The 19,636-nt window shown below is 30.8% G+C and carries 20 protein-coding genes; 11 read left to right on the forward strand and 9 right to left on the reverse strand.

Going from position 1 to position 19,636, the window contains the following annotated elements; all coding sequences use genetic code 11:
* Window positions 1-7: 7 nt before the first annotated feature.
* Window positions 8-1,438 carry an aminotransferase-like domain-containing protein gene (locus tag KA830_RS05010; protein WP_204180180.1) on the reverse strand — a complete coding sequence of 477 codons (1,431 nt, stop codon included), beginning with the start codon at window positions 1,436-1,438 and terminating at the stop codon, window positions 8-10.
* Between the two features lie 305 nt (window positions 1,439-1,743).
* On the opposite strand from KA830_RS05010, the gene KA830_RS05015 reads away from it, so the two are divergent.
* A complete protein-coding gene (locus KA830_RS05015; protein ID WP_204180181.1) occupies window positions 1,744-2,361 on the forward strand; it encodes a LysE/ArgO family amino acid transporter in 618 nt (205 codons plus the stop codon).
* 59 nt (window positions 2,362-2,420) lie between these two features.
* Here KA830_RS05015 and KA830_RS05020 read toward each other — a convergent pair whose 3' ends face one another.
* The 4 genes from KA830_RS05020 to KA830_RS05035 all read right to left on the reverse strand — a co-directional run bounded on the left by KA830_RS05020 (window position 2,421) and on the right by KA830_RS05035 (window position 5,198).
* Window positions 2,421-2,987, reverse strand: coding sequence for an LOG family protein (locus KA830_RS05020; RefSeq protein ID WP_046207358.1), 567 nt, complete (start codon window positions 2,985-2,987; stop codon window positions 2,421-2,423).
* A 3-nt stretch (window positions 2,988-2,990) separates the two neighbouring features.
* Window positions 2,991-3,455, reverse strand: a complete 465-nt coding sequence (locus tag KA830_RS05025; RefSeq protein ID WP_204180182.1) for a YaiI/YqxD family protein — start codon at window positions 3,453-3,455, stop codon at window positions 2,991-2,993.
* A 5-nt stretch (window positions 3,456-3,460) separates the two neighbouring features.
* Window positions 3,461-4,162, reverse strand: a complete 702-nt coding sequence (locus KA830_RS05030; protein WP_046207360.1) for a hypothetical protein — start codon at window positions 4,160-4,162, stop codon at window positions 3,461-3,463.
* A gap of 160 nt (window positions 4,163-4,322) precedes the next feature.
* Window positions 4,323-5,198, reverse strand: coding sequence for an undecaprenyl-diphosphate phosphatase (locus tag KA830_RS05035; protein WP_204180183.1), 876 nt, complete (start codon window positions 5,196-5,198; stop codon window positions 4,323-4,325).
* 387 nt (window positions 5,199-5,585) lie between these two features.
* Here KA830_RS05035 and KA830_RS05040 point away from each other — a divergent pair, with 387 nt between their 5' ends.
* Window positions 5,586-7,211 (forward strand): ATP-binding cassette domain-containing protein, encoded by a 1,626-nt coding sequence (locus KA830_RS05040; protein WP_204180184.1) that lies wholly within the window; start codon window positions 5,586-5,588, stop codon window positions 7,209-7,211.
* A complete protein-coding gene (gene cydC / locus KA830_RS05045) occupies window positions 7,208-8,884 on the forward strand; it encodes a thiol reductant ABC exporter subunit CydC (protein ID WP_192946467.1) in 1,677 nt (558 codons plus the stop codon). Before KA830_RS05040 ends, cydC begins: the two co-directional genes overlap by 4 nt.
* A gap of 242 nt (window positions 8,885-9,126) precedes the next feature.
* On the opposite strand, the gene mgrA is transcribed toward cydC, so the two are convergent.
* Window positions 9,127-9,570 carry a global transcriptional regulator MgrA gene (mgrA, locus tag KA830_RS05050; RefSeq protein ID WP_046207364.1) on the reverse strand — a complete coding sequence of 148 codons (444 nt, stop codon included), beginning with the start codon at window positions 9,568-9,570 and terminating at the stop codon, window positions 9,127-9,129.
* A gap of 225 nt (window positions 9,571-9,795) precedes the next feature.
* Here mgrA and KA830_RS05055 point away from each other — a divergent pair, with 225 nt between their 5' ends.
* The 5 genes from KA830_RS05055 (at window position 9,796) to mdh (ending at window position 13,831) form a co-directional block, all read left to right on the forward strand.
* Complete coding sequence (locus tag KA830_RS05055; protein ID WP_070657618.1) at window positions 9,796-10,722, forward strand: CobW family GTP-binding protein; 927 nt, start codon at window positions 9,796-9,798, stop codon at window positions 10,720-10,722.
* Between the two features lie 37 nt (window positions 10,723-10,759).
* On the forward strand, window positions 10,760-11,668 hold the full coding sequence (locus KA830_RS05060) for an aldo/keto reductase (RefSeq protein WP_204180185.1): 909 nt from the start codon (window positions 10,760-10,762) through the stop codon (window positions 11,666-11,668).
* Between the two features lie 25 nt (window positions 11,669-11,693).
* Complete coding sequence (locus tag KA830_RS05065; protein ID WP_046207367.1) at window positions 11,694-11,993, forward strand: hypothetical protein; 300 nt, start codon at window positions 11,694-11,696, stop codon at window positions 11,991-11,993.
* Window positions 11,994-12,036: 43 nt separating this feature from the next.
* Window positions 12,037-12,654, forward strand: a complete 618-nt coding sequence (locus tag KA830_RS05070; protein WP_107360220.1) for a DedA family protein — start codon at window positions 12,037-12,039, stop codon at window positions 12,652-12,654.
* A 238-nt stretch (window positions 12,655-12,892) separates the two neighbouring features.
* Window positions 12,893-13,831, forward strand: a complete 939-nt coding sequence (gene mdh / locus KA830_RS05075; protein ID WP_204180186.1) for a malate dehydrogenase — start codon at window positions 12,893-12,895, stop codon at window positions 13,829-13,831.
* A gap of 76 nt (window positions 13,832-13,907) precedes the next feature.
* Here mdh and KA830_RS13665 read toward each other — a convergent pair whose 3' ends face one another.
* From KA830_RS13665 to KA830_RS05085, 3 genes are all read right to left on the reverse strand, one after another.
* On the reverse strand, window positions 13,908-14,183 hold the full coding sequence (locus KA830_RS13665) for a hypothetical protein (protein ID WP_239436898.1): 276 nt from the start codon (window positions 14,181-14,183) through the stop codon (window positions 13,908-13,910).
* A complete protein-coding gene (locus KA830_RS05080; protein ID WP_081357273.1) occupies window positions 14,180-14,845 on the reverse strand; it encodes a DUF1361 domain-containing protein in 666 nt (221 codons plus the stop codon). The genes KA830_RS13665 and KA830_RS05080 overlap by 4 nt, the downstream gene beginning before the upstream one ends.
* A gap of 736 nt (window positions 14,846-15,581) precedes the next feature.
* Window positions 15,582-16,001: a PPC domain-containing DNA-binding protein gene (locus KA830_RS05085; protein ID WP_107360218.1), complete on the reverse strand. Its 420-nt coding sequence runs from the start codon at window positions 15,999-16,001 to the stop codon at window positions 15,582-15,584.
* 216 nt (window positions 16,002-16,217) lie between these two features.
* Here KA830_RS05085 and norA point away from each other — a divergent pair, with 216 nt between their 5' ends.
* From norA to galU, 3 genes are all read left to right on the forward strand, one after another.
* The gene (gene norA, locus KA830_RS05090) at window positions 16,218-17,378 is read left to right on the forward strand and encodes a multidrug efflux MFS transporter NorA (RefSeq protein WP_204180187.1); all 1,161 of its coding nucleotides are present in this window, start codon (window positions 16,218-16,220) and stop codon (window positions 17,376-17,378) included.
* A 516-nt stretch (window positions 17,379-17,894) separates the two neighbouring features.
* The gene (locus KA830_RS05095) at window positions 17,895-18,557 is read left to right on the forward strand and encodes a hypothetical protein (protein ID WP_348634549.1); all 663 of its coding nucleotides are present in this window, start codon (window positions 17,895-17,897) and stop codon (window positions 18,555-18,557) included.
* A 164-nt stretch (window positions 18,558-18,721) separates the two neighbouring features.
* Entirely contained in the window at window positions 18,722-19,594 is an 873-nt protein-coding gene (gene galU / locus KA830_RS05100) for a UTP--glucose-1-phosphate uridylyltransferase GalU (protein WP_046207374.1), read from the forward strand.
* The last annotated feature ends 42 nt before the right edge of the window (window positions 19,595-19,636 follow it).

Here is a 19,636-nt window from a genome sequence, read left to right on the forward strand (position 1 = left end):
CTGTGTTTTAAAGTGTTTTGCTTGATGTTAGTTTTTTAATAAGTTGGCTTAATTTTTGTAATGCGAATTCTATATCTTCAATGTTTATATAGGAATAAGAAAATCTTATATGATATTGTGCGTTTTTATCATAAATTTCGCCTGGATTAATTAAAATTTGATTTTGTATCGCTAAATCGAACAGTACTTTCATGTTTATTGGTACATTTAATTTGAACCAAATATAATAAGAACCTTTAGGTATGGACCAAGTACCTAAATCTTGAAAATGTTGATTTAAAGATGCTAAAAATTTATCACGTCTCTCTATAAGTGCTTGTTTTAAATAATTTACATGTTGCTCATGGTAAAAAGAGTTATTTAGCCATTCAGTTGCGATAAATTGTGATAATGAACTGGCACCATAATCATTTTGCATTTTCAAATCCGCTAAGTGCATAACAACTGATGGTTTACCTATAATCCATCCTACCCTTAAACCAGGGCTTACTGTTTTAGATAAACTACTAATGTATAAGATATTATCATTCTCTTCTAATGACTTTAAAGGTTGAGGACGATCTCCTTCGAACCACAAGTCGCCATAAACGTCATCTTCTACTATAGGGATTCCTGTTTGTTGGCATTGTTGAATTAATTTATATTTTTCTGTTTGCGTATATGAGTGTTGTGTAGGGTTATGTAAAGTCGGTATACAATAAAAAATGCTATTTTTATACAGTGTTTTAGCATTGAAAATAGTGTTAATTTGTTGTTTGATTTTAGATATTGTCAAAAACCTAAGATCTGCTCGAATGTTATGCCATGTATGCACAGAATTTATATATGAGGGCGTTTCTATAATTATCTTTGAATTTGGAATCAGTAAACCATCAGCGATGAGTTTTAATCCTTGCAATGCACCTGAAGTGACGCAAATGTTTGCTTCATCACATTCAATCCCCAATTTTTTAACATGATTTACAATTGCTTTTCTTAAATTTAAATTACCTAAGGGGTGTTCATAATTAGTTTTAAGCGCAGTAGTCGTTTGTTTTGAAAAAATATCTTGAAATTGCTTGTTTGGGATTAATTGTGGACTGAGTTCACCAGTACTTAAACGTAAGATATGCGCATCGAATTCTAATTCGTTAATTCGTTGTATAAAGTATTGATTATTTTTAGAAGCGCTATTTTTAATGTAGTCATGCCAATTCATATTATGATTAATATAAGTATTCCAATTACTTTTCGAAACGTATAACCCTTTGCGTGCTTTGCTTTCTAAAATTCCATAACTTTGTAGTATTTCTAAAGACTGAATAATAGTTGAACGATTGACGCGATATTGAGCTGCCAAATTTCTCTGAGAAGGTAATTTCATACCTGCTTCTAAATCACCATTTTTAATCTTCGAAAGTATATCATCAATAATTGCTTTATATTTTGGCATGAACATGCTAAATCTCCTTTAAGTAATTGGTGGGTTTTTAAAATTATAACTGGTTGGTAAAAATCAATTAAATATATTGTATCATGATTATATATAGAAAAATGGTCATAACTCATATTTGAATATTTAATGCTTATGGTTAGTGTATAGGATTCATTCATTTATTGACTGCACACGTATCATGCGTCAATAAATACATAATGATAAATAATTCTTATTTATTATGAATATCATATTTTTGCGTTAGTTAAGTTTGAGTGAAAACTGGTACGGTTTAATGATAATTTAGTTTTGAAGAAAGAGGAAATAATATGTTGCAACCAATGATTCATGGTTTGTTTTTAGCTTTGGGTTTAATCTTACCTTTAGGCGCACAAAATGTATTTGTATTTAACCAAGGAGCAAACCAAAAACAATTAATTAAGACTATACCAGTAATTATAGCTGCAGGGTTATGTGATACATTATTAATAGTATTAGCTGTATTAGGGGTGTCAGTCTTATTACTATCACTACCGATGTTACAAATCGTAATTTATTGTGTCGGCTTTATCTTTCTTAGTTACATGGCTTTGTCATTATGGCATGAAAAACCACAAACGCTTGAACGTTATCAATCAATGTCCGCGCGAAAGCAAATTGGATTTGCCATGTCAGTCTCATTATTAAATCCTCATGCAATTATGGATACTATTGGTGTTATAGGAACGAATGCAGCAATATATGAAGGCGTGGATAAAATGGTTTTTACGATGACGACAATTGCTGTTTCTTGGATCTGGTTTATATTTTTGGCAATTGCAGGTAAAGTCGTAGGTAATATTGATAAAAGAGGCAAATATATTTTAATATTAAATAAATTTTCAGCAATAATTATTGTGATTGTTGCATTAATAATATTAAAACAATTACTGGCAATACTAGTTTAAGCATAAGAAAAGCAGAGGTAGTGGCATTTGTAGTGCACACATATCTCTGCTTTTAAAATTTAGTCGTAACTTCTAATACCTAATGGTTCATAGTTATGAATCGCTTCGAACAGTGCTTCAGGATTGTTACATAGCGGTGCCAGCGATTGATATTTTTTATCGATAAAGCCTTCATGAATCATATGGTCAATCAATGTTTGCAAAGGCTCAAAAAAGCCGTTGATATTATAGATAGCGATTGGTTTTTCATGAATACCGATTTGCGACCAACTATACATTTCAAAGAATTCTTCTAAAGAACCAGCGCCTCCTGGAGCCATGACAAACGCATCTGCTAATTCTGCCATTTTGTTTTTTCTTTCATGCATAGAATCAACTAAAATGAGTTCGCTTAGTCTCGTACTAGTAATTTCTCGTTCATTTAACATATTTGGCATCACGCCAATAGCACTACCTCCGTGATCTAATACGCCATCTTGAATAGCTCCCATAATTCCAACAGAACCAGCACCAAATACTAATTCATAGTTATGTTTAGCCATATAAGTGCCTAATTGGTAAGCTTGTTTCATGTAAGATTCATCTTTACCTTTACTAGCACCGCAATAAACAGCAATTTTTTTCATACTTTATTCCTCCGTAAATAATGACACATCATTAATTATAGACAAAAATTTTTGTTCAAATATCGCAATGTCATCTGTTGTAAAAGCAGATGGGCCTTTAGTGCGCCCGCCACTTTTTCGAAATTGTGCACTCGCATGTCGTTGTTCTAACAAAATGTTGATATTATTTTGATCAAATATAAATCCTTTATGGTGCATCACAACTTTAGCTTTGTTTAATAATAAACTTGCAAGTCCATAATCCTGTGTTATTACAATATCTTCTGATCGCGTGATTTTAACAATTTTATAGTCGACTGCATCCGGGCCATCATCAACATAAATGACATTGACGTGATCAGGTTGCATTTTTGAAGAAAAATGACTAAAGCTTCGGACAATGGTAACAAAGATGCTTGTCCCTTTTGTCAATTCAACAACAGAATTGGTAACAGGACAAGCATCTCCATCAATGATGACTTGAGTCATAATAATTATTTACCTTTTTCTTCATTGTTTTGCTTTACAATGCTTTTAGCAACATAATTTTTGTATTTTTTGAACTCCGCTAAACGGTCTTTTTTATTTTTTTCGCGAGCTTTGTCTTCTTCTTTATGACGTTTATCAATATTTTTTTGTAATTTTTTATTGAATTTATTTATTTCTTTGCGGTTTTCTTTTTCAAGTTTTTCGCCTTTTTGTTCTGTCTCTTTGTCTAATTTTCCTGGTGTCATGCCAACTTTTTCCATATGTTTATTAGATTTTTTCATAGATTGAATGCGTTGTTTTTCATTATCTTGACGTTTTTTTTCTTCTTCATTGTGGCGTTTATCAATATTTTTTTGTAATTTCTTCTTCATTTTGTCTGCTTCTTTACGATTCTCTTTTTCAAGTTTTTCGCCTTTTTTCTCAATGTAAGCAGGATCATGTTCTTTAGCAATACGTTTTAATTCACGTTTTTGATCCATATTATGTTTTTTATCAATAACATAATCTTTTGCATTTGCAGATTTATCTACTACTGTATCTTTAATTTGAACAGATTTGTTTGCTACGGTTTTTGAAGCTTTAGCAGTTGCATCACTAGCTTTTTTAACATCTGGATGATCTTTAATACGTTTACGTTCAACGATTAACGGTACTAAAAACACAGGCGCTACTGTGATGATTGTTTTAATTAATTGCTTTTTGTCCATACTCGTTGCCTCCAATAATTTTATACTATCTACTTATTACCCCATAATACATCATAATAAACGGTAAATACACGTACTTTCATGGAAATTATTTCTGCAATTTTGGACATGAAATTTAAGAAGAGGCTGGACAAATTACTTGTCTCAGCCTCTAACTGTTTTATTGTCCACTGATTCCTTGACCTATACCAAAACCAAAGTAAAGGATTGCAATAATAATGACTAATATAATTCTATAAATAGCAAATGGAATCAATTTTATTTTACTAATTAAGAATAAGAATGTTTTAATGGCAATTAAACCAACGATAAATGCTGTGATAAACCCTAGGAAGTAAAAACCGATGTGATTTAAATGAATATATTCAAAGTTTCTGACTAGAGATAAACCACTTGCTGCTAACATTACAGGAACTGCCATAATAAATGTGAAATCAGAAGCAGATTTATGGTTCATTTTCATGAGCACACCTGTAGAAATTGTAGAACCAGATCTACTGAAACCAGGCCACATAGCGATAGCTTGGGATAAACCAATTACAAAAGCTTGGAAATAATTAATTTGGTCTACAGTTTGTGGATTCGTAACTTTTTTACTGTATATATCTGCAATAATCATATATATTGCACCGATAAATAATCCAATCATGACTGTTGGGACACTAAATAAATATTTTTCAATAACATCATCAAACATTAAACCAAGTATACCTGCAGGAATCATACCAACGATAATATGTAGTAAGTTTAAGCGTTTAGGTTTTTGACCGATGCCATCGATAGGTTCAGATCTATATTTCCCTATATGTAACATTTCAAAATAACGTTCACGGAATACCCAGGCACCTGCGAATACAGAACCGAGTTGAATTACAATTTTAAAGGTAAACGCAGATTCTGAACCTAAAAATTGAGTTGATTTTAACCACATATCATCTACAAGAATCATATGTCCAGTAGAAGATACAGGTGCAAACTCAGTTAATCCTTCGACAATTCCTAGAATGATTCCTTTTATCAATTCAAGCAATATCATAATTAACCTACTTTCATAATATGGATTATAGTTTATTCATTTTCATTTTATAATAATAGCACATTAAAATTATAAAGTGCCATAGATAAATAAGATTTTGGACTAAAGACTGAGAGAAAAAGTACTTACTTCAGTTAAATGAGATAAAAGATAAATTATTGTAAATTTTATTCAGAAAGTCAAACTTCTTTTTGCAAATTTTTATTTATAATTTATTAATTATATAATTATAAAAAGTTTGTTTTTTACTTTTGAATTTAAAGCATTCAATCATTTGATTATAATTATGGCAAAAATATGAATTAAGTAAATAAAAATGTATTAATTTTTGAGCCAATTCATTTCATTTTAATACATTCCATTTATAATATGAACCAGGTGATATTTGTGAAAAGATTAACAAGTTTAGCGATGAAATATAAAATTTATCCGATATTAATGTTTGTAATCAGTACAATATTAGCGATTACTGTAGTCATTCAGAACATTGCTATTGCAGAAATTTTAAATGCAATGTTACGTCATACACATCAAGATTTGTTAATTTTACTACTAGTGACATTAATTGTTTTATTAGCAAGAGCGACATTTAACACAATAAATCAAATGATAGGTAATCGTATGTCTTCTCGCGTTAAATATGATTTACGACGTCAATTGATTTTAAATAAATCTTCAGAACCTATTGGTGTTCAAATTAATACATTGACTGAAAATATAGATGGTATAGCACCATTCTTTAATAGTTACTTTCCTCAAGTTTTTAAGTCTATGATGATACCACTATTTATCATTATTGCAATGTGTTTCATACATTTAAACACGGCTTTAATCATGATTGTTACAGCACCATTTATACCAATGTTTTATATCATTTTTGGGTTGAAAACACGTGATGAGTCAAAAGATAAAATGACTTATTTAAATCAATTTAGTCAACAATTTTTAAATAAAATAAAGGGTTTGATTACTCTCAAACTATTTAATAAAACAGAAGCTACAGAACAATCTTTATATGAAGAAAGTACAACATTTCGAAATTTAACAATGCGTATTTTAAGAAGTGCTTTTTTATCAGGTTTGATGTTAGAGTTTATCAGTATGCTTGGAATTGGCCTTGTTGCTTTAGAAGCGGGGTTAGGATTAATATTATTTAATAGTATAGATTTTAAAACAGCAGCCATAGCAATTATATTAGCACCGGAATTTTATAATGCTATTAAAGATTTAGGTCAATCTTTTCATACTGGAAAGCAAAGTGAAGGCTCAAGTGATGTTGTCTTCGATTTATTAGATCGACAAGAAGGTTATGTGAAACCACAAGTGCAAACGAATAGTTATCAAAAGCCATTAATACAGCTTGAGCATATATATTATAAATACAATGATGCACAGCAACATGCTTTGGAAGATATCAACATTAGTATTTATGAAGGGGAACATATTGCATTAATTGGAAATAGTGGAGCTGGAAAATCTACTTTAGCTCAAGTTATAGCACAACATTTTAAACCGCAATATGGTTCTGTTATTTATAAACAACAGTTAAAAATTGGTTTTTTGAGTCAGCATCCCTATATTTTTAATGCGTCTATAAGAGATAATATGACAATGTTCCAAAAAATTGAAAAAGATAAAATTTTAGAAGCGCTTTACGATGTTAACTTAAAACATGTTGTCAATGCGTTAGAAAATGGTATTGATACTTGGATTGGTGAAGGTGGAGAAATGCTATCTGGAGGGCAGATGCGAAGAATTGAACTGTCACGGTTATTATTATTACAACCTGATGTACTGATATTCGATGAGCCTGCTACGGGATTAGATGTACAAACAGAGCATGTCATTCAATCTGTGATAAACAGAAAGTTTGAAAATACGACGATCATCACCATCGCACATAGAGAAAATACACTAAAAAACGCAGATAGACGTATAAAAATTAATGAAGGTTCCGTTGAAGCTATAAAAGTAATCGAGAAAAATGCGTATAAAGGTGGTGACTTTTGTTGAGACCACATATTCAATTTAAGGTAGATAAAGATTTGGTTTTATCTATTATTGTAGGTATATTGGGCAGTTTAACTGCATTAAGCATGTTTTTCTTGAGTGGTTATATGGTGACGCAAAGTGCATTAGGGGCACCATTGTTTGCATTAATGGTTTTAATTGTTTCTGTTAAAATGTTTGGGTTTATACGTGCTGTTGCAAGATATATTGAAAGATTACTGTCTCACAGAGCCACATTTACTATGTTGAGAAATGTGAGAGTACAATTCTTCAAACATATTATACCTGTCGTGCCAGATGTGTATAGAAAATTTAAATCAAGTGATTTACTTGGACGCATGGTTGGTAGCGTAGAAGCACTACAAAATATTTATTTAAGAGTTTATTATCCGCCAGTAGTCATTGGTTTAACGGCGATGATTGCAATGGTTGTGACGTTTTATTTTTCATTTGTTCATGCAATTATCATCTTTTTAAGTATGTTGATAACATTGGTTTTAATCCCTTGGTTAAGCGCGAAAAAAGCACAATTATTAAAAAGAGATGTTAATCGTGTACAAGACCAATTTTTAAATCAATTTTACGATTATAAAGAAGGGTATCAAGAACTTGCAAGATTTGACCAAACAGCATATTATCAACATCGGGTGTTAAATCAATTGAATCAGTATGAACAAGCACAAGCAAAAGAGCAACGATTCTTATCATTGTATGAATATAGTTTGAATCTGGTTTCAATGATTGCTTTATTTGCAACTTTATATTTAGGTGTTATACAAGTGCAAAATCAACAATTAGATGTTGTTTACTTAACAAGTATTGTTTTGATGATGTTAACATTATTCGAACAAGCAATCCCTATGAGTAATGTGGCTTATTATAAAGCCGAGACGGATGAAGCATTGAGCAATATTAATGAAGTTATTGCTCACCCAATGCAACAAGGCAATCAACCACTATCACTAGAAAGTGATGTGCATCAACCTTTCGTAGAAGTTAAAAATGTTGATTTTAAATATTGGAATCAATCGAATTACACTTTAAAAGAAGTGAAATTACGGGTGCATGAAGGTGAACATGTAGCAATTATTGGACCTTCTGGCTCAGGTAAGAGTACCTTATTACAGTTAATATTGGGACTTTATCAAAGTGAAAATGGTGTGGTTTTAATAAATAATCAAGATATTACAACCCTTTTAGATTCAAATAAATACAGTTCGATTAATGCTCTGTTACAGTCACAACAGTTATTTGATGGTACAGTACGTGATAATTTATTTACTGATAAAGATGATGCAGTAATCAAAGAAGTTTTTGATACACTAGGTTTATCGCACATTGAATTAGATAGACACATCACACTTTCAGGTAATACACTGTCTGGCGGTGAGATTCAACGAATGGGTATTGCAAGATTATTATTGAAAGAAGCTCCGATTTGGGTGTTGGACGAGCCTACAACAGCGTTAGATATTTATCATACGAATCATGTGATGGATGAAATTCACAAGCAATCTCAAACACTAATCGTGGCAACACATGATTTACGATTACTACCAAAATTTGATAAAATCGTGGTTATGGTTGACGGTAAAATCATAGAACAAGGAGATTACCAATCGTTACTATCAAATAAAGGCTATTTATATCAAATGGTCACGTTAAATCAAGTGTGACTTTTTAACAAAAGACAGCAATATAAGTACTTGATTTGTAAATGGAAAATGTTAAAGATTTAAAGCGAAAACCTGAGCTGTAGCTCATGCATAAGCCCCACTAACTCAATAAATTGAGAAGTGGGGCTTTAAAATAAACTAGAGCCTAGGACAAATCAATAATGTCCTAGACTCTAGCTTTAAATCAATATATTTAATTAATCAATTTCATAGTGTTTAACCTTAACATTTAGAATTTAGCATTATTTTGCTTTTTCTTCTGTAAAGGCATTAATTACTTTTGAAAGTAATCGATTTAGTTCTTTGTTTTCTTCTGCGCTAAGTGAAGATGCAACTGCCACATCTTGACATGCTGTGTCCAATTCAGGTCGAATTGCTTCACTTTTATCTGTTAAGTGGATAAACACTTCACGTTGATCTACTTCAGAACGTTCACGTTTAATTAAATCAACTTGCTCCATTCTTTTTAGTAATGGAGATACAGTACCTGTATCAAGTGCTAATTCAGTTACGACTTTTTTCACATTAACAGGTGAGTCAGCCCATAAGATTGTTAAAACTAAAAACTGTGGATATGTCAATTTGTATTTTTTAAAGACATTGTTAGAGTAGTAGCGATTTACTTGTCTTTGAGCATTATACAAACTGAAACATAATTGATCCTTTAAATTAAGTGGTTCAGACATAAAGTTCTCCTCCAGACATTCTATCCGTTTTGTTCTTTCTGTTATCGGATTTGAATCCGTCTATTGTTGTGTAACACTTCCTCAAGCATACTTTCACACTGTGCCATGCTAAAATAAAGTATGTATAAAGTTTAGAAGAAAGTCAACATTTTATCAAGTGAAAGGTTAATTATAAGAATAATTAAAGTTTTACGCAAACATTTTATTTATGAAATGAGTGAGTATATGAAAAATATTAACAATCAAAAAACCCGAATTACGATTATCACAGGATTTTTAGGGAGTGGTAAAACAACTTTTCTTAGTAAATATGTAAAATATTTACAAAAAAACAATGAAAACCCAAGTGTAATCGTAAACGAATACGGTAATTTAGATATAGATAGCTATGCTATTAGCGATGATATTGAGGTTGCGTCAATATTAAATGGTTGCGTATGTTGTGATTTGCAACTAGATTTAATAAAACAATTAAAACATTTTCTAAGCAAAAGTGCAATGCGCCATATAATAATTGAGGCGACAGGTTTAGCACATCCAATTGAAATTATTGCAGCATGCCAGGATCCTGAAATTATTGAACAAGTCGCTCAACCTACAGTAGTAGGCTTGGTGGATGGGCCTCGCTTCTTAAATCGTTTTCAATATACAAACCATACAATTCAATTGATGGAAGAACAATTATCTGTATGCCATGACATAGTGATGAACAAAATGGATCTCATTGATAATCATACACATGAGCTTGATGAAGCAATCCGCAAAATTAATCCAACAGCATCCAAATATTTTACTACATATGCAGATATGGATATGAATCAAATTGCTCTGGTTGAAAATGGAAACCAAATGAATATAAATAACCATGTACATCATTATGGGATAAATCGTCTACATTATCATTTTTCTGGACCTATTCATAGACAATTATTTTATCAATTTATTTTACGGTTGCCAGATAATGTTCTAAGATTAAAGGGATATGTAAAATTTAAAGATATGCCCAACGATATTTATGAATTTCAATATGCGTTTGGATTACCAGATTATCAAACGATTGATAAAGAAGTACCCTTAACGATTGTTATGATTGGTGAACAATTAGATATAAATCAACTACGAAATCAATTAGATATGCTACAATTTACCTAATTTAAATTAATGTACTGAAGAAGGGGTTTGATTCATTATGGAAAGAGTGAAAATTAACCAACATGTATCCTTTTCAAATGTAATACAAGGGTTTTGGAGAGCAAAAGATTGGGATTGGACACCACAACAATTAAATTACTATATTAATGAATTAGTCGAGCGTGGAATTACTACTATGGATCATGCAGATATATACGGGGATTATAGTTGTGAAGGGATTTTTGGAGAAGCGCTTAAATTATCACCTAATCTACGGGAGCATCTTGAAATCGTTTCTAAATGTGGCATTGTATTGCCATCAGAGCATTTGACGGCAGCAAATGGACATCGATACGATCACAGTAAAAAACATATCAGAGAAACTGTGGAACGTTCGCTTAAACAATTGCAAGTAGAACAGTTAGATTCATTATTGATTCATAGACCATCTCCGTTAATGGATCCTCACGAAATCACTGAAGCTGTTAAATCTTTAGTTAAAGAAGGGAAAATCAAATCGTTCGGTGTGTCAAATTTCAACAAATCTCAGTATGATTTATTAAGTAAATGCTTAGTTTGTGATAAATTACATATTACTTTAAATCAATTAGAAGTTTCTCCTTATACATTAGATGCGATTGAAGATGGAACCATTAACTATATGTACAAAGATGATGTTAAAATTATGTCATGGAGTCCGTTGGCTGGAGGGAAACTGTTTGATCTTGAAGACGAAAAATCAGCAAGAATCACAGCGATTATATCTCCATTGGCACAAAAGTATAACGTTACGACAACTGCAATTATAATGTCTTGGTTAAAAAAACATCCAGCGTCAATTATGCCGGTGTTAGGCACGCAAAAGATTAATCGTATTGATGAAGCATTACAAGGTATGACAATAACGTTAACTGACCAAGAATGGTTTGATATTTATACAGCTTCCTTAGGTCATGATATTCCTTAGATTATAATTAGAAGGAGCGTAGAGCATGAGTATTCAGAATGAACAACATCATAGAGATCAGTTTAGATTTCAACGCAATTTTATTAACTTTCCTTTTTTAGGTTTTGCAATAGTAATTGCTTTATTAAACATAGTATATCCTGACATAAATGTCATGATGGCATTGTTTGGTCTGTTCTTTTTATACAATGGTGGGATATTGTTTGTGGCGTTTATAAAGCATTATAAACGTGTGATGGTCTTAGCAATTATCTTAACCTTAATGTCATTAGCACTATTTGGAATGACGATGTATTTATATGCTAAATCAAATAATTTACTATAATGTACAATATTACTTGATCTAAATAAGTAGTAGGAGGGCATACATGGAGCAATGGATCACTCATTTTATGGAACAATTTGGTTACTGGGGAATTGCTTTTCTGATATTTTTAGAAAATATCTTCCCTCCTATACCTTCTGAAATCATCTTAACGTTTGGTGGTTTTATGACTACACACTCAAACTTGAGTTTTATTGGTGTAACACTTACATCAACTGTAGGATCTATTGTTGGAGCGATTGCTCTTTATGGCATAGGTGCTTGGATAGGAGAAAGAAATTTATATAAAATTGTAGATCGTTATGGAAAAATAATACGAGTAAAAAGATGTGATTTAGATAAAACACTGCATTGGTTCGAGCGATACGGTTATTGGACGATATTTTTCTGTAGATTTGTACCTCTTTTAAGAAGTTTAATTTCAATTCCTGCTGGTTTAACACGCATGAATATGCCTTTGTTTTTATTATTTACAACAATTGGTACATTGATTTGGAATATCGTTTTAATTTATTTAGGACAAACAGTTGGTAGCAATTGGCATGTGATTGTGCACTATATGGATATTTACTCTAAAATGATTTATATCGTACTTATTATTTTAGTTATTTTTATTATTTGGAAGTGGTTGAAACGTCAACGAAAGCATAAGCAAAATTAAGCATAAGCTTTGCGAATTCGAACAATATTTTAGTAGCTACTAAAGAATGGTTTACTTATTAACATCTTATGGTGTGAGATAGCACTTAAATTTATTCAAATTGATTGTATGTGCACACTTTGCCAAAGTTGACTAGGATTGAGATTCATGCATAAGTCCCACTAACGCAATAATTGAGAAATGTAATTCAAGCATACTAAGACAATTCACTTATCTATCATTATAAGGGGATGATATTATGACAAAACAAAAGGTTTCTATTATAGGTGCTGGCAATACAGGATCTACATTAGCTTTTATTATAGCTAAACATGAATTAGCAGATGTAGTATTAATTGATCAACCTAAAAATGAAGGACAGGTTAAAGGTAAAGCACTGGATATATTACAAAGTAGTCCAATTTATGGCTTTGATGTAAATGTTTCAGGCTCAGTAGACTATGCTGATACAAAAGACTCGGATATTGTTGTGATTACTGCTGGGGTGCCACGCAAGCCTGGAATGAGCAGAGATGATTTGGTTAAAATAAATGAACAAGTAATGGAAGATGTTACCAAAGAAATTGTTAAATATTCTCCTGAATGTAAAATAATAGTGCTCACTAATCCGGTTGATGCAATGACCTATTCGGTCTTAAAAGCATCAGGTTTCTCTAAAGAACGCGTTCTTGGACAGTCGGGTATTTTAGATACTGCAAGATATCAAACATTTATAGCGGAAGCTTTAGGCGTTTCGATTAAAGATATTAAAGGATTAGTACTAGGTGGTCATGGAGATACCATGCTTCCGTTAGTTAATGCTACAAATGTTAATGGTGTACCATTGACTAAATTATTAGATGAAACTACTATTAACCAAATTATTGAACGTACTCGAAAAGGTGGTGCTGAAATAGTAGAATTATTAGGTACTGGTTCTGCCTATTATGCGCCAGCTTCAGCAGTGTATACGATGTTGGAAGCAATTTTAAAAGATCAACAACGTTTATTACCCTCTATTGCATATTTAGAGAATGAATATGGTTTTTCTGATATTTGCTTAGGTGTCCCTACAATATTAGGAGAAAATGGTATAGAACGTATCTTAGAACTCGAGCTATCTGCTGAAGAATTAAAACAATTACAAATTTCAGCAAATGCTGTTCAACAAGTAAAACAATCGCTAAAAAATAAATAACTTTTTTAAAAAGAAACACCCACAACATGGCTAATAAGTCTGCTGTGGGTGTTTCGTTATATAATTAAATTTGTGATTACATCCTGAAAATACAGATATACACCGCAACGTACTCAAGAAAAGTTAAAATATACATATACTTTAACCTTAACTTTGTTTTAATAGAAACATGCCAATCAGGATATTTACGTTCGTAATAGAATAATTGCAAATAAAATAAACCGATACCTAGTGGTAAACACATGAGTAGAATGCTTTTTGTGTATGAAAATCCTATGTCATGGAGTAAATGTCCAATAATTAGCTGAAATATGACGAGTACAATAAGTAAAATTAAAATATTAAAAGTCATTTTGTATGTTGTACTCCTTTCGCAAATGTATAAATTAAAACTTGAAGCAATACCAGTAATATGACAAAAAGGAAAGCATCAAAATCTAAATGATTGATGACTTCTCTATAAATTCGAAGTGGTTCATTGATAATATAAACAGAATGCAAACGTAAGAACCGTCCGATATAAATACCTAAGCCATTTAAAAACATCATTATTAATATAATAGTTCTATTGAACCAACGATGCGTTGTAAAATTTTCCATTTCTACAAACATTAAAATTAATAAATATAAGGCTAATAAGACACCGGCAACTAAAAAAGTAAAATACATCCATTCAACGATGATTAGCCCTTGATAAAAATTGAAAGTAAATTGATTTAAATGTATTAAATCAGTAACCATATATAGTGTATTGGGTACCATGCATAAAAATATAAGTACAAAAACGATAAATAATGGCCATTCATATTTATATTTCGGTTTAAATAAATTTAATAGTAAGCACAATTCAAATGGAATATATGCTAAGAATAGATTGAGTGTCATAAATTGATAAAATTGGTTAAAGAAAATAGATATAATCATTAATATTAAAAATATTGTTCTAGCAATGTAACGAGGGGCGATACTTACACCTACTTTCCTTTTAGATTTATATATGTGATAAACACACATGATCATATAATTATTTTTAGGGGGTACAGTTTTAGCTAATGTTAAAAATACGACTTTGTTTGAAAATGTATTTTTAATATTCTCATTGACTAAGTTTAGTTAATGAGAAGCAGTTTAATTTTTAAATAGCAAATAAAAATCCCCTCAAAAAGTTCAATATCAAGGGAACAGCAATATAAAATTACGAATGTGATTTTTCATAATACAATTTATAAACGAAAATTTCAATTATAAACATAATTCGAACCTATTGAAAACGTTTTAAAAATAAAAACAAGTTATACATAAATAGCTATTTTCAAAACAAAGTAAATATAAAGCATTTGAGTTAATATACATTATTTATAAATTTTCCGTTTTTGAGCAATGAGGTTGTTTACTTTTAAAGCTTATTAGTATGATTTGGAGTTGTAATTTCTCACAAATTCAAACTCAGAGCGTCAAGACGTTTCAAAATGGTAATCGATAAATGTTAGTACAAAAATAATTGAAGTGTGCTAGTTGGCAATATTAAAAGAATGTATATACAGAAAAAACGTTAATTTCTATCTAATTTCAATAGAAATTAACGTTTATGCTTTAGCAAGAGCAAATAATGTTCATGTGTTTTGACTAAGATAGTTTAAATGTATACAAATAATTCCTGGCCTATATATAAATTGTATTTTTTGAAGTTAAACACAGTAAATGTTTTTATGGACTAATGATTCATTATTGTTAAATGGACACCAACAATTTACAAGTCTAATAAATTCAAGCCTATGTCTGCATTGTGTTTACGATTTATATCTAGGTTTGTCATTGTAATGACGATTTCTGCAGTAGCAGATACAACTGCTTTTGTTAAATGACCGCTTAATGTTTCATATTGGTTAGTACCAAAAGTTGCATGTAAATGTGCAAACGGCTTTTCATCAATATGAGAAATATTACCTAACAGGCTAATTAATTCTAAAGGTTCTTTAATTTCCTTTTTTTCATAGGTTTTAGTTTCTAAATTATAGAAATTTAATTCTACGTCGTCACAAGCTCCAATACCACTAACCGTTCCAAATTTACCGTTTTGCTCACGAGCAATATCCGTTACAGCTTCAACAATATCTTCACCTTGCTCTAGAACTAATACGATAGTATTGCCATCTACTTGATATACCATTTGAAAACCTCCATTCAAATTAATACGTTAATATCATTATACAATTAATTATTTATGAGATGTATAATAGTGTTTGAAAATGTAAGTTTTTCTATTGTTTTTCTATTGTTTTTCTATAGGAAAATGTTATAGAATGTTCTAATATTATGCATTCCTCTAAATTAACGATTCAAAACAAGATGATTAAAAAATGTGTATAAGAATGGAGTGAGAAACGTGAATAAACAATTTTATATTTTATATTTTAATATCTTTTTAGTCTTTTTAGGTATCGGTTTGGTTGTACCAGTGTTACCCGTATACTTAAAAGATTTAGGTTTAAAAGGTAGTGACCTAGGAATTCTTGTTGCGGTCTTTGCACTCGCACAAATGATTATTTCACCATTTGGTGGTACGCTTGCAGATAAATTAGGTAAAAAATTAATTATTTGTATAGGGCTTGCACTTTTTGCGATTTCAGAATTCTTATTTGCCGCAAGCCACACGTTTTCTCTACTAATCGTTTCTAGAATATTAGGTGGGTTTAGTGCTGGAATGGTTATGCCTGGTGTTACAGGGATGATTGCTGATATTTCTATCGGAAGAGATAAAGCGAAGAATTTTGGTTATATGTCTGCAATCATTAATTCAGGTTTCATTTTAGGGCCTGGTTTAGGTGGATTACTAGCAGAAGTTTCACATAGATTACCGTTTTATGTGGCTGGTACAAGCGGTGTGATAGCGCTTATATTATCTATCACTTTAATTAAAAATCCAAAAAACGAAACGCAAGATGGTTTTACACATTATCAACCTGAATTATTGTCTAAAATAAATTGGAAAGTGTTTCTCACTCCAGTTATTTTAACACTTGTACTCGCATTTGGTTTGTCGGCGTTCGAAACATTATTCCCTTTATATACAGCTGATAAAGCACACTATTCACCTATAGATATCTCCTTTGCAATTACTGGTGGAGGCATTTTTGGTGCGATATTCCAAGTGTTTTTCTTTGATAAGTTTATGAAATACTTTGAAGAACTTATTTTCATTACTTATGCATTACTTTATTCAGCAATTATATTACTTGCGTTGACATTTATGCATAATTACTGGTCAATTATGATTATTAGTTTTATAGTATTTATTGGATTTGATATGATTCGACCAGCAATTACGAATTATTTTTCTAATATTGCTGGAAATCGCCAAGGATTTGCTGGTGGATTAAACTCGACCTTCACAAGCATGGGGAATTTTATAGGACCATTAGTAGCTGGTACATTATACGATATTAACTTTGAATTCCCACTTTATATGGCAATATTAGTAATGTTTATTGGTATGATAGTAATATTTATTGAGAAATCAATTCGAAATCGTCTAAAAAAATCATAAAATTAATAACGCAGACAAGTTACGATGCTTAAAACGAAATGCTATATATGACATGAGAAAATAAGTCACTATTCTATAAAAGATAATTTAGATTTCTCACAAATAAACTAATATTAAAGGAGTAAGATATGAGATTGGAGTTACCAATTTAATTTCATATTTTACTCCTTTTTAATTTGAAAAATAAAGCAATTCAAACTTTAGAAATATGTTGATTTGTCATGTTAATACTCCTAATTGGTTTAAAAAGGGGCTGTATTTATTCATTTATAATTTCAAATATGACACGAATATTAAATTAAGTTGCATACGTAATATTCATGTTACAGAAATTACAATTGTTTTAAATTGTAGTCTATATAAGTTTTTTGTTAAATATTTGTGATAATATGTTGTTGTGATTATTAAAGAGAGATGATTAAGGGGATAAAGTTGAAGAATTTACTATTATCAATATTGGCTTTTCTATTAACATGCTGCTTCATATTTTTATTAGTATTAGTTACTAATCAACAAGTGCTAGCCAAAGTACATGAAACGATATCGAGTTATTCCGATACTAATAATACTGTTCAATCCAAAGCAAGCGCGGAAAAAACAGACTTCGAATCAAACGTGCCGAACGATAAAAAGCATGACGCGCAAAAAGAAAAGCCATATAATGCAAAAAACCATGAGCCGATAGCAAAATTAGCAACGCATGATTTGAATGATAAAGAGGCTGGAGAAATCAATTTGCCTCAATTTTCAGAAGCGCTAAATAAAGCGAAAAAAATGGTAGACAATGATAACCATTCTGAAAATAAATATAATGACTATGGTATTGATAGTACATGTGAGGGAACTTATTACTATATTTTTACTTTCGAAAATAAGCAACATCCCAAAACATATTATAGAATCACTGTAGATCAAAATAATGAGGCAAGAATATTTGATGATGCTTATCAAGTTCAAAAACATCAAGACCAAGACAAACCGAGAATATCGCCTCATGAATCAGAAGTAATTGCTCAAAAATATGCAAAAGATGCACTAGGAAATAATGCTACCTTGAAAAAAGTTCAAACTTCAAAGCAAGGTATGTCCTATACATTTTATGATGCGGCAGCAAACAAAGAATATAAAGTTATTGTGAATAAATTGGGTGATGTCATACGTCAACCTGCATTAAAATAGGGAAATAAAAACATTCAACTTTTAGATTCTATTGAAGTTGAATGTTTTTTAGTATCATAAAAAAGTATAAAGTTAAATGTATGGATGTTATTATTATATTAAGACTAAACTGATTTATATTTTGATGAATATTAAATTATTAAAAATTGAAAAGGATGAATGTTTTGAAAAAAATAAAAAAAGCAATTATACCTGCAGCAGGATTAGGTACAAGATTTCTTCCGGCAACAAAAGCTATGCCAAAAGAAATGCTACCAATTTTAGATAAACCAACGATTCAATACATTGTTGAGGAAGCGGCTCGTGCTGGTATTGAAGACATTATAATTGTGACTGGTAAACATAAACGAGCAATTGAAGATCATTTTGATAATCAAAAAGAATTAGAAATGATTTTAGAAGAAAAAGGAAAAACTGATTTATTAGAAAAAGTGAATTACTCTACCGAACTTGCTAATATTTTTTATGTAAGACAAAAAGAACAGAAAGGCTTAGGACATGCGATTTATTCAGCGCGTCAATTTATTGGGGATGAACCTTTTGCCGTATTATTAGGTGATGATATTGTTGAATCTACACAGCCAGCCATCAAACAATTGATGAATACATATGAAGAAACTGGTAAATCCGTAATCGGTGTTCAAGAAGTGGATGAAAACGATACGCATCGTTACGGTATTATTGACCCATTAAGTAAAAGCGGACGTCAATATGAAGTGAATCAATTTGTAGAAAAACCAAAACAAGGAACTGCACCTTCAAATCTAGCAATTATGGGGCGTTATGTGTTAACACCTGATATTTTTGAATATTTAGCAAATCAAGGTAAAGGTGCTGGTGGGGAGATTCAACTGACAGACGCTATTGAAAGAATGAATAAGGAAAGCCAAGTCTATGCCTATGATTTTGAAGGTGAGCGTTATGATGTTGGTGAAAAATTAGGTTTCGTTAAAACTACAATCGAATTCGCTTTAAAAGACCAAGAAATGAAAGCGGCGTTAACGCAATTTATTAAGCAACTTAATCTGGATGAATGATTTGTGATCAAGTTATTTTATAGATAGAAAATATTTTGATAT

The organism is Staphylococcus sp. GDY8P119P (assembly GCF_017892075.1).
GTDB classification, from domain to species: domain Bacteria; phylum Bacillota; class Bacilli; order Staphylococcales; family Staphylococcaceae; genus Staphylococcus; species Staphylococcus ureilyticus.